Here is a 12,080-nt window from a genome sequence, read left to right as displayed (position 1 = left end):
ACGAGGGCCTGTGCCCGGCACGCCGAGAGCACGCACCTGACGCCGCAGGGCCCGCCCTCCGGGCGGACGACGGGAATTTGACGACAGGACCTAGCCCCGCGGCTGTCGGACCGTGACCGCGACACCGGCGCGCGGTCACGGTGCCGCGGCCCCTTGGGGAACTGCCGAGTTCACCGAGCGGCTGCGCGCCGTCGCCGAGGACCGCTACCACGACCGTCATCCCTTCAACGTGCGCATGCACCGGGGCGAGTTGACCCCGGCCGAGCTGCGCCGCTGGATCACCAACCGCTTCCACTACCAACGCCACATCCCCGTCAAGGACGCCCTGATCCTGGCCAAGTTCGACGATCCCGCACTGCGGCGGATGTGGGTCCGCAGGATCCAGGACCACGACGGCACAACCGTCGGGCGGGGCGGCATCGAACGCTGGCTGCGGCTGGGCGAGGCCGCCGGCCTCGAACGCCCGGCGCTGTGCGACGCCGCCCGGGTGCTGCCCGGCGTCCGGCTAGCGGTCGAGGGCTACGTCAATTTCTGTCGCCTGCGCCCCGCGCTGGACGCGGTCGCCGCCTCCCTCACGGAACTGTCCGCACCTGGGCTGATGCGCACGCGGATCGCAGCGTTCGAGCGGTATTACCCCTGGATCGAGGCAGAGGGGCTCGCGTACTTCCGTACCCGCATCGGGCAGGGCGGCCGTGACAGCGAGGAGGCGCTCGCCCTGGTCCAGGGCTGGGCCCGCACCCGTGAGCAGCAGGAACGGGCCGTGGCGGCGCTGACGTTCAAGTGCGAGGTGCTGTGGGCGCTCCTCGACGCGGTGGACCGGGCGAGCGACTCCGTGCCGACGGGCACGTCGGGCGGGGTGTCGCGGGGTGGCCCCCGGGGCGACGCGGCCGCCGCACCGGAGGGCGGCCTGCCGTGCGCGCCGGATCGCGGGCATCGGGGTGCGTCAGGGGGAGGTCCGGTTCACCTGCCGGGTGCCTCCGGCGGGGTGTCGGGGGAGACCTTGTCCGTACAGGCGCCGGGCTCGCCTGCTCAGGTCCGGCATCCCGGTGCGCGGCCCGTGCACAGGGACACCACGGTGGTACCCGGCCCCGCAGGGGGCCCGCCATGACCTGGCGCCCTGCTCTCGCCCGCTCCGTGATGCTCCGTCATGATCCTGTCCGCGGGACCGACTTGCTGCTCATACCCGAACGCGTCGTCGTCCTGCGCGGCCACGCCGGGAGTGTCGTCCGGCTCTGCGACGGCAACAGTGAGGTGCCCGAGATCGTCGCCGCGCTCGTCGAACGGTTCCCCGGCGCGCCGGTCGCCGACGAAGTGCCCCGATTCCTCTCGGCGTTGCGCGAGGAGGGCTGGCTGCGATGACCGCGACCGTCGATCCCCCCTGGGCCCTGCTGGCCGAACTCACCCACGGCTGCCCGCTGCGCTGCGCATATTGCTCCAACTCCGTCGAACTGATCAGTCGGTCAAGAGAGCTGACCGCCGAACAATGGACCGACGTATTTCGTCAAGCCGCTGACCTGGGCGTTGTCCAGACCCACCTGTCCGGGGGCGAACCCCTCCTCAGACGCGATCTCGCCCGGATCGTCGCCGCCGCCGACACCGCGGGCCTCTACACCCAGCTCGTCACCAGCGGTGTGGGCCTGCACGAGCGAAGGCTCGCGGAGCTGCTGGACGCGGGACTGCGCAGCGTCCAGCTCTCCGTACAGCACACCGATCCCGGGGCCGCCGAACTCATCGCGGGGGCCCGCGCGTTCACCGCCAAGGAGCGCGCCGCAAGGCTGGTGCGGGCGGCAGGGCTACCACTCGGCCTGAACGTCGTGCTGCACCGGGCCAACATCGACGCCGTCGACGACCTGATCACGCTCGCCCTCGCCTGGGGAGCCGACCGGATCGAGCTCGCCCACACGCAGTACTACGGCTGGGCCGCCCGCAATCGCACCGCTCTGCTGCCGACCCGGGACCAGGCCGAACGGGCCCGCGTCACGGTGCGCCGTCGGCGCGAACAACTCACCGGCCGGCTCGAACTGGTCTGGGTGGCCCCCGACCTTCTCGACGCCACCGCGAAACCCTGCATGGGTGGCTGGGGAGCAGTCTCCCTGACCGTCGCCCCGGACGGCACCGCGCTCCCGTGCCCCTCCGCCGCGACACTCCCCGCACTCGACCCGCCGAACGTGCGCGCACACCGCCTCGAGTGGATCTGGCGCGAGTCGAAGGCCTTCAACGCCTACCGGGGCGAGGCCTGGATGCCGGACCCCTGCCGCGGCTGCGCCCTGCGCACGACCGACTTCGGCGGCTGCCGCTGCCAGGCGTACGCGCTCACCGGCGACGCCTCCCGCACCGACCCGGCCTGCCGCCACGCACCCGACCACCACCTCGTCCGCGCGCTCGTCGACGAGGCACCGCTCAGGAACTCCGCCTACGCCTACCGAGAGGGAGGAACATGAGACGACGACTGCGGGCAGCGCTGATGGCGGGCGTGCTCACCACCGCCGGCCTGACCACGGTGGCCGCCACCGCACCCCCAGCACCCTTGTCCCAAGCACCTGTTGGAAGGCCCGCCGCCGCCCAGGACTGGTCCGTCGCCCTGATCGACTCGACCATGGCCCGCTACACCCCGAGCACGATCGGCGGCTGGTCGTACCCGGTCGGGCTGTACCTCTACGGCCAGTACCTCACCTACAAGCGCACACACGACGCCCGCTATCTCGCCTACATCAAGAGCTATGTCGACCGCTTCGTGTCGAGCGACGGTTCGATCGGCCAGAGCTTCAACAGCCTCGACAGCATGCAGGCGGGCCGGCTGCTGACGATCCTGCACCACGAGACGGGCCAGGACCGCTACCGCAAGGCGGCCCTGAAGATCCGGGACCGTCTGAACACCTACCCACGCACCTCCGACGGAGGCTTCTGGCACGCCGACACCAGCAGCCGGGCCCACCAACTCTGGTCGGACGGCGTCTACATGGTGAATCCGTTCCTCGTCGAGTACGGCAAGGAGTTCGGGGACGCGACCTACGCGAACGACGAGGCCGCCAAGCAGCTCTACGTCTACGGCAGCCATCTCCAGGTGGCGAACGGTCTGTTGAAGCACGCCTACGACGAGTCGAAGACGGCGGGCTGGGCAGATCCTGCGACCGGTCTCGCCCCGGAGCACTGGTGCCGGGCGGTCGGCTGGTACGCGATGGCGATCGTCAATGTGCTCGACGCGATCCCGGTCGGCCATCCACGACGGGCACAACTGGTCGGCATTTTCCGGAGGTTGGCCGCAGGTCTGGAGAAGTACCAGGACCCGGCCACCGGCCGCTGGTTCCAGGTGATCGACAAGGGCGCCCGCAGCGACAACTGGACCGAGACGTCCTGCTCCAGCATGTTCACCTACGCCCTCTCGCGCGGCGCCCAGCAGGGCTACCTCGACCCGCACTACGCGTCCGTCGCCGGGCGCGGTTACCAGGGCGTCCTCGCCAGGATCTCGGTCGGCTCCGACGGCCGCACCAACCTCACCGACATCTCCATCGGCACCAACGTCGGCGACTACGCGTACTACATCGCCCGCGACCGGGCCACGAACGACTTCCACGGCCTCGGCGCCTTTCTGATCATGAACGAACAGCTCACAGCCCACCCACTCAGGACGAGGTGAGTCAGCCATGAGCACCACCAGAAGAAACCTGCTCGGCGCGGCGCTCGGCGGCGCCGCCGGAGCCGCGGTCGGTATCCCGGCGACGGCCACCGCCGCCCATGCCGCCTCCTGGCAGCTGAAGTGGTCCCCGTCTGCGAGCGGCGACAAGCTCGGCGCCTTCGAGACGATCGAGGACGACCGCGCCGACTCACACCCCGCGGGCCAGCCGCACATCTTCGCCACCGGCGACAACTGGCGCTTCAACATGCACACCGTCGACCGTGACACCTCGACGGACCGCCAGCGCCAAGAAGTCACGGGCCTGCGTAACGGCAGCGGCAGTGACTACCTCAAGTGGACCGTGGGCCAGACCTGGCGGGTCACGTACTCGATGTACATCCCGAGCTCGCTGAAGGCGACCACCACCTTCACCCACATCATGCAGATGAAGCAGCCCGGGACCGGCACCTCGCCGATCGTCGTGCAGTCACTGCGGCGGGTGAACGGGGTGCAGACCATCGAGCTGAAGCTCGCTGCCGACGACACCCTCGTCGGCCGCACCGATCTGGAGCCGCTGCAGAACAAATGGACCGACGTCGACTTCCAGATCAAGGTCGGCAACGGCTCCGCGGGCACCATCCGCTGGATCCTCAAGAACGGCTCCACCACCGTCATCGACGCGTCCAAGTCCGGCGTCGACACCTTCCTCGCCGACCGGGTGCGCCCCAAGTGGGGCATCTACCGGTCCCTCGGTGACACCTCCGGGTCCCTGCAGGACTGCTACCTGCTGCTGACCAACCTGCGCGGCTACCAACTGGTGTGAGGAGCCGTTCCATGAAATCCACTATGAGAAAGCGGAGTTGGGCGGCGAGCGTCTTCTTCGCCTTCGCCGTCGTACTCGGCCTGACCCACCCCGAGGCTCTCGCGGCCCCCCGAACCGCCACCGCACCCACGTCCCCGTCCGGCAAAGCGCCCCACGCCGCCGTCTTCGACGTCCACGACTACGGAGCCAAGGGCGACGGCTCCACCAACGACACCCCCGCCATCAACAAGGCCGTCACCGCGGCGAACGCGGCCGGCGGCGGCACGGTCCGCTTCCCGGCCGGCCAGTACAAGTCCAAGAACACCATCCACATGAAGAGTGATGTCACGCTCCAGGTCGACAAGGGCGCGACGATCCAGGGCTCCAGCGCGGACACCTACGACCCGCCCGAGACCAACCCCAACGACGCCTACCAGGACTACGGGCACAGCCACTTCCACAACGCGATGATCTACGGCGACAAGCTGAAGAACATCGGCTTCGTGGGCGAGGGCGTCATCGACGGCCTCGGCAACCTCATCACCGGCAACCCCAAGTCCGGCGAGGCCGACAAGATCCTCTCGCTGACCCGCTGCGACGGCCTGCGCCTCGGCGGCGGCCTCACCCTGCGGCGCGGCGGGCACTTCGCGGCCCTCGTCAACGGCTGTACGAACGTCACCTCGGACCACCTGACCATCGACACCGCGAGCGACCGCGACGGCTGGAACATCATCAGCACGACCAACGTCACGGTGACGAACGCCAACATCAAGGCCAACGACGACGCCCTCGTCTTCAAGAGCGACTACGCGCTCGGCGCCAAGCTCCCCAACGGCCATGTGCGGGTGAGCGATTCCTATCTGTCGGCGGTGTGCTGCAACGCCCTGATGTTCGGCTCCGAGACCTGCGGCGACTTCTCCGACTACCAGTTCGCCAAGATCCGCATCGAGGGCTCCGACAAGTCCGGGCTCGGCATGGTCTCCATGGACGGCGCGAAGATCTCCGACGTCCACTACCGGGACATCACCATGACCGGCGTCCACTCGCCGATCATGCAGAAGATCGGCACCCGAAAGCGCTGCGGCAACAGTCCCGGCGTCGGCTCGATCAGCAACGTCACGTACGACAACATCACGGCGACCGGGGTGAGTCCGTCCTTCAGCCCGACGCTGTGGGGCGAGAGCGGCCACCGGATCAACGGGGTCACCTTCACCAACGTCAACATCACCGTTCCCGGCGGCAACGGCACCATGTCCACCGCCGTGCCGAGCAACGACCCGGGCGACTACAACCCGAAGGCCATCGGCACGCGGCCCGCGTACGGCTGGTACCTCCACAACGCCGACAACGTCACCTTCACGGACAGTTCGGTGAAGTACGCGGCCGACGACGGACGCCCGGCCTTCATCGCGAACGCCGCGAACGGGATCAGGTTCACCCGGTTCACGGCCCAGCGGGGGAGCAACTCACCCCACGACATGGGCTTCCAGAACGTCACCGGCTACTGTCTGACGGACAGCCACAACACCTCGGGCGGCGCGCTGCGGGTCTCCAACAGCGGCTCCAGTGAGAACTGCGGTACGGCAGCCAAGAGCACGGCGGTGACGGCCAAAGCCCTGCGGCAGCCGCACACAGGTGTGAAGCCGCTCGACCTCGAAAACCCCCGCCAGGCCTTCCTGCGCGGCTCCGTCGGCGGACTCTTCCTGCACTGGGGCGAACGCACCGCCCCAGCCCACACCAGCTGCACCGCCTGGGAGAACGACGTCACCAACGGCGGCTGGACCCCCGACTACTGGGTGAACGAGGCCCAGAAACTGCACACCCAGTACCTCGTCCTCGCCACCTTCCACAGCCGCCTCGGCTACGCCCGCCCCTGGCCCTCGAAGATCCCCGGCAGTTGCTCCACCAAGCGGGACTTCCTCGGTGAGCTGATCACGGCAGCCAAGGCCAAGGGCCTCAAGGTCGTCCTCTATATGACCGACGACCCCCAGTGGCACGACGAGGGCGGTCACGAGTGGCTCGACTCGGCCGCGTACTCCGCCTACAAGGGCACCGACGTCGACCTCACCACCCGCGACGGCTTCGGCCGCTTCAGCTACGACAACTTCTTCGAGGTCATGGACCGCTATCCGGACCTCGGCGGCTTCTGGATCGACAACGACAACGCGTACTGGGAGAGCCACGACCTCTACGCGCAGATCCAGCAGAAGCGTCCGAACTACACGCTCAGCAACAACAACGAAGACACGCCGATCATGGACATGATCAGCAATGAGCAGAAGACGGGCATGACCCCGTCCTACGACTACCCCCAGGCCGTCTACACGGCCGGGCCCCGCCTCACCGAGGCCGACTTCAAGCTGCCGTCGAGCGGAGCGTGGTGGTACGACGGCTCCAACCCGTCCGTCGACAAGATGCTCACTCTCGGCCGGCTGATCACCAACGCGGGCTCGTCCGTGAAGGCGCTGATGGCCGAGACCGCGCAGGTCAACGGCAAGTTCCCGTCGAACCAGGAGGCGTTCAACAACTTCGCCAACTCCTACCTCGGCCCCATCTGGCAGTCGCTGCACGGTACCGAGGGCGGCGGCTACATGTACGGCGGCCTCAAGCCCGGCTTCTGGAACGACGGGGCCCACGGCGTCACCACGGTCAGCAAGACCGACCCCGACCTCCACTACATCCACGTACTGACCCCGCCCAGCACCAGCACCCTGCGCATCCGCGACAACGGCTACCGCATAGCCTCCGTCACCAACCTCCGCACAGGGGCGGCCGTTGCGTGGTCCCAGTCGGGCGGCGTGCTGACCCTGAGCGGCCTGGCGAACTGGGACCCCTACGACACCGTCTTCAAGGTCACCACGGCAGGCCGCCAGGGCATCGCGTCCGGCGTCACGATGTCCGCGAGCGCTTCGGCGGGCGGTCACGGCGCGGCGGCCGCGGGCGACGGCGACTACCTCACCTACTGGGACAGCAACAAGACGCTGCCCGTCAACCTCACCTTCGACCTCGGCAGCGCGAAGAAGGTCCAGTACATCGGCCTCAACCAGCGGGAGGACTCCGTCGCCTACGCGCGCTCCGACACCGAGCAGTCCGCACGTGTCAAGGACTACAAGGTGTACCTCAGCAACGACGGGTCCACCTGGGGCAGCGCGGTCAAGACCGGTCAGCTCGCCAGCCGTCGCGGCATCCAGGGGATCGACCTGACCGCCGCCAACGCCCGTTACGTACGCCTCGAAGTCGACACCACCTGGGCCGCGTCCACCGACACCACCCGCTACAAGCGGCTGCGGATCGACGAGGCCTGGATCGGCACGTCGTACGCCACCCCGGCGGCCACGTCCAGGTCCACCTCCCCGCCCTCGTTCGGCGCCTACTCGGACAACGGTCAGTCCCTCCGCCCCGCCATGGGCTGGAGCAGTTGGAGTTTCGTGCGCCGCTGGCCGACCGAGGCGAAGATCAAGGCCCAGGCAGACGCGCTCGTCGCGAGCGGGCTCAAGGATCACGGCTTCGTCCACATCAACCTCGACGACTTCTGGCAGAAGTGCGACGCGAACGGATTCGTCGTCGACTCCTACGGACGCTGGAGCGTCGACACCGCCAAATTCCCCTCCGGGATCAAGGCGCTGGCCGACTACATCCACTCCAAGGGACTGAAGTTCGGCTTCTACGTCACGCCGGGCATCGCCAAGAACGCCGTCACCAAGAACACACCGATCGAGGGGACCTCGTACCACGCGGCCGACATCGCGGACCCCTCGAAGACCGAGAAGAACTACAACTGCAAGAACATGTACTACATCGACTACGGGAAGCCGGGCGCCCAGGAGTTCGTGAACTCATGGGCCAAGCAGTTCGCCTCCTGGGGAGTCGACTACCTGAAGATCGACGGCGTGGGCAGTGCCGACATCCCCGACGTCCAGGCCTGGGACAAGGCACTGCGGGCCACCGGCCGGCCCATCACCTTCGCCCTCTCCAACAACCTGCCGATCGCCGATGCCTCCACCTGGAAGTCCCTGGCGAACAGCTGGCGCACCCAGGGCGACGTCGAGTGCTACTGCGGCTCGGGCGCGAACGGCAGCGGCTATCCGCTGACCGACTGGTCCCACGTCTCCGCCCGCTTCACCCCGGCCGCCAACTGGCAGGCGTATGCGGGACCGGGCGGCTGGAACGACCTCGACTCGCTGGAGATCGGCAACGGCGACCAGGCGGGCCTCACCGCGGACCAGCGCCGCTCACACTTCACCCTGTGGGCGATGGCGGGCGCGCCCCTGCTCCTCGGCACGGACCTGACGAACCTCGACTCCGTCGACAAACCAATGCTGACCAACGACCGCCTCACCGGCGTCGACCAGGACGGCGTCGCCGCGAAACGGATCGTCAGCAGTGGCGTCAAGCAGGTCTGGAGCAAGAAGGAGAGCGACGGCCAGTACGTCGTCGCCCTCTTCAACACCGGTACGTCAGGCAACTCCACGGTCGGTGTGAACTGGTCGCAGGTCGGCTTCACCGGCTCCGGTGACGTCACGGACCTGTGGTCGGGCTCCCACAAGGGCACGATCGCCGACTCGTACAGCGCGACCCTGCGCCCGGGGGAGACACGCCTGATCCGGGTGAAGCCGGTGAGCACCGCCCTGAAGGCCCCCGCGGCCTCACCCGGCATGGCGGTGGCGCCCTACGAGTACCTCGGCTGGGGCAGCCCGCAGAACCCGACGTCGGTCATGTCGGCGACCGGGGTGAAGTGGTTCACGCTCGCGTTCGTCCTCTCCGACGGCTCCTGCAACCCGAAGTGGGACGGCTCGCGCCCGCTGACCGGCGGCAACGACCAGTCGAGGATCAACGCGATCCGCTCGGCCGGCGGTGACGTCGTCGTCTCCATCGGCGGCTGGAGCGGCGCCAAGCTCGGCGAGAAGTGTTCCAGCGCCTCGGCGCTCGCGGGTGCCTACCAGAAGGTCATCAACGCCTACGGCCTCAAGGTCATCGACATCGACATCGAGAACACCGAGTGGAGCAACGCCACCGTCCGGCAACGCGTGATCGACGCGTTGAAGATCGTGAAGGCCAACAACTCCGGCCTCAAGACGATCATCACCTTCGGTACGACGACCAGCGGCCCGGACTCCACCGGCGTCGACATGATCAAGCGGGGTGCCGCCTGGGGCCTGGCGAACGACATCTGGTGCATCATGCCGTTCGACTTCGGCGGCGGCACCACGAACATGGGCACGCTCACCACCCAGGCCATGGACGGCCTCAAGGCGCGAGTCAAGTCGGCCTATGGATACAGCGACACTACGGCGTACGCACACATCGGCCTGTCGTCCATGAACGGCAAGACCGACGACTCCGGTGAACTGGTCCGCGTCGCCGACTTCAAAACCATGCTCGCCTACGCCCAGCAGCACCACATCGGGCGTCTCACCTACTGGTCGGTGAACCGCGACCGGGCCTGCGGCTCCGGCTCCGACGGTGACTCCTGCAGCGGCGTGTCGCAGCAGCCGTACGACTACCTCAAGGTCTTCGCCCAGTACACGGGCTGAGGGGACGAACCCATGAAACTCAACAGAGCGCTGCCCTGGTGCCTCTCGCTCGTCCTGGCCGTGCCGCTCGTCGCACTGACCGGCACGGCGGCGCAGGCGGCCGCCGACTACCAGGCCGAGGACGCCGCGATCTCGCAGGGCGCCGTCGCCACCAACCACACCGGCTACACGGGCACCGGCTTCGTCGACTACACCAACATCACCGGCTCGTACGTGGAGTTCACGGTGAGCGCGGCCACGGCCGGCACCTCCTCGCTGGCCCTGCGCTACGCCAACGGCACGAGCACCGACCGCCCGATGGACCTCTCCGTCAACGGCACGGTCGTCGCCTCCGGGGTCTCCTTCCCGGCCACCACCGACTGGAACACCTGGGCGACGAAGAGTGTGAACGTCCAGCTCGACGCGGGTTCCAACAAGATCCGCGCGACCGCCACCACGGCGAACGGCGGCCCCAACCTCGACCGCGTCAGCGTCGGTGCGTCGGCCGACACCCAGGCCCCGTCGCGACCCGGCCAGCCAAGCTGCTCGGCCATCGGCGAGGATGCCCTCACCCTCTCCTGGGGCGCCTCCACGGACAACGTCGGGGTGGCCGCGTACGACCTCTACGAGCACGGCAACAAGCTCGGCGAGGCAGTCGGCGACGCGACCTCCAAGGCGCTCACCGGCCTGAGTCCGAACACCACCTACAACCTCACCGTCATCGCCCGCGACGCGGCCGGCAACGCCTCCCAGGCCAGCCCTGTCGTCGACTGCACGACTCGGCCCAGCTCCGACACCACCCCGCCCGGCAAACCCGGCACCCTCACCTCCTCGAACGTCACGGCCACCAGCGCCGACCTGAGCTGGGGCGCCTCGACCGACGACAAGGCGGTCGTCGGCTACGACGTGCGCAGCGACACGACGGTCTACAAGAGCGTCACCGGCACGTCGACCACGCTCGCCGGGCTCGCCTGCAACAGCCCGTACACGCTGAACGTGGTGGCGCGCGACGCGGCCGGCAACGTGTCGCCGCAGAGCAACACGGTCACCTTCACGACCAAGGCCTGTGCCACCGACGGCGGGGTCCCCTCGTCCATCGGGACCGTCTCCAGCGGCTGGACGATCCCGTGGGGAACGTACTGGATGCCCGACGGGCAGACGGCGCTGGTCACCGAGCGGGACGACTTCCGGGTCTGGAAGGTCACCAAGGACGGCACGCGGACCCAGGTCGGAACCGTGCCCAACGCCGTCACCACGAACGGCGAGGGCGGACTGCTGGGTGTGGCCGTCGACCCGAAGTGGGCGGCCAACCACTACGTGTACTTCATGCACACGGCCTCCGAAGGCAACCGCGTCGTGCGCATGACCTACGACGGCAGCTCCCTCGCCAACTACACGATCCTCCTCCAGGGCATCAAGAAGAACCGCTACCACAACGGCGGACGCCTCGCCTTCGGTCCCGACGGCTATCTGTACGTCTCCACCGGCGAGGCCCAGACACCCGAACTGGCCCAGGACAAGACGTCGTTGAACGGCAAGATCCTGCGGATGACGACGGACGGCAAGGCCGCCCCCGGCAACCCGTTCGGCAACTACGTCTACAGCTACGGGCACCGCAACCCGCAGGGCCTCGCCTTCGACCGCAACGGCCGTCTGTGGGAGGCCGAGTTCGGCAACAGCTCCAAGGACGAACTCAACCTCATCAAACCGGGCGCCAACTACGGCTGGCCGACCTGCGAGGGCAGTTGCAGCGTCTCCGGGATGACCAACCCGAAGGCGACCTGGAACGTCTCCGAGGCGTCACCCAGCGGCATCGCGATCGTCCGCAACGTCGTCTACATGGCGTCCCTGCGCGGCGAACGGCTGTGGCGCGTCCCCATCACCGGCGACACGGAGAACGTCGGCACGCCGACGGCGTACTACGTCGGTACCTACGGCCGCCTGCGCACGGTCACCAAGGTGCCCGGCGCCGACCAGCTCTGGCTCTCCACCACCAACTGCGACAACAACGGAGGAGCGGCGGACGGCTCGGACAAGATCTTCAAGGTGAGCATCAGCTAGTGCCGCAACAGGCAACGTTCGCCCCGTCGCGACGCCCGGCACGCACTCTCGCCGCACCGGCCGAAAGCCCAAGTACGTCCAGTACGAG

General features: G+C 68.3%; 6 protein-coding genes and 1 pseudogene. All 7 read left to right on the top strand.

Annotated features, from left to right (window positions below):
• Window positions 1-112: 112 nt before the first annotated feature.
• Window positions 113-823: pseudogene (gene pqqC / locus ABZ656_RS51715) on the top strand (pyrroloquinoline-quinone synthase PqqC); the annotation flags it as partial.
• Between the two features lie 281 nt (window positions 824-1,104).
• A complete protein-coding gene (gene pqqD / locus ABZ656_RS51710) occupies window positions 1,105-1,359 on the top strand; it encodes a pyrroloquinoline quinone biosynthesis peptide chaperone PqqD (protein WP_101401875.1) in 255 nt (84 codons plus the stop codon).
• Window positions 1,356-2,441: a pyrroloquinoline quinone biosynthesis protein PqqE gene (gene pqqE, locus ABZ656_RS51705; protein ID WP_101401876.1), complete on the top strand. Its 1,086-nt coding sequence runs from the start codon at window positions 1,356-1,358 to the stop codon at window positions 2,439-2,441. Before pqqD ends, pqqE begins: the two co-directional genes overlap by 4 nt.
• Window positions 2,438-3,637 (top strand): glycoside hydrolase family 88 protein, encoded by a 1,200-nt coding sequence (locus ABZ656_RS51700; RefSeq protein ID WP_101401877.1) that lies wholly within the window; start codon window positions 2,438-2,440, stop codon window positions 3,635-3,637. The genes pqqE and ABZ656_RS51700 overlap by 4 nt, the downstream gene beginning before the upstream one ends.
• Window positions 3,638-3,644: 7 nt before the next feature.
• A complete protein-coding gene (locus ABZ656_RS51695; RefSeq protein ID WP_360278852.1) occupies window positions 3,645-4,439 on the top strand; it encodes a heparin lyase I family protein in 795 nt (264 codons plus the stop codon).
• 11 nt (window positions 4,440-4,450) lie between these two features.
• Window positions 4,451-9,952 carry a glycosyl hydrolase family 28 protein gene (locus ABZ656_RS51690; protein WP_360278849.1) on the top strand — a complete coding sequence of 1,834 codons (5,502 nt, stop codon included), beginning with the start codon at window positions 4,451-4,453 and terminating at the stop codon, window positions 9,950-9,952.
• Window positions 9,953-9,964: 12 nt separating this feature from the next.
• Entirely contained in the window at window positions 9,965-11,992 is a 2,028-nt protein-coding gene (locus ABZ656_RS51685; RefSeq protein WP_360278846.1) for a PQQ-dependent sugar dehydrogenase, read from the top strand.
• Window positions 11,993-12,080 lie beyond the last annotated feature (88 nt).

Source organism: Streptomyces sp. NPDC007095 (assembly GCF_040634475.1).
Taxonomy (GTDB): Bacteria; Actinomycetota; Actinomycetes; order Streptomycetales; family Streptomycetaceae; genus Streptomyces.
Note: the sequence above shows the minus strand (reverse complement) of the source record. Positions and strands in the feature narration are given on the sequence as shown.

Bases quoted from the DNA above. Each gene is read 5' to 3' on its own strand.
- pqqE (WP_101401876.1), top strand. From the start codon at position 1,356: ATGACCGCGACCGTCGATCCCCCCTGGGCCCTGCTGGCCGAACTCACC.
- pqqD (WP_101401875.1), top strand. From the start codon at position 1,105: ATGACCTGGCGCCCTGCTCTCGCCCGCTCCGTGATGCTCCGTCATGAT.
- ABZ656_RS51700 (WP_101401877.1), top strand. From the start codon at position 2,438: ATGAGACGACGACTGCGGGCAGCGCTGATGGCGGGCGTGCTCACCACC.
- ABZ656_RS51695 (WP_360278852.1), top strand. From the start codon at position 3,645: ATGAGCACCACCAGAAGAAACCTGCTCGGCGCGGCGCTCGGCGGCGCC.
- ABZ656_RS51685 (WP_360278846.1), top strand. From the start codon at position 9,965: ATGAAACTCAACAGAGCGCTGCCCTGGTGCCTCTCGCTCGTCCTGGCC.
- ABZ656_RS51690 (WP_360278849.1), top strand. From the start codon at position 4,451: ATGAAATCCACTATGAGAAAGCGGAGTTGGGCGGCGAGCGTCTTCTTC.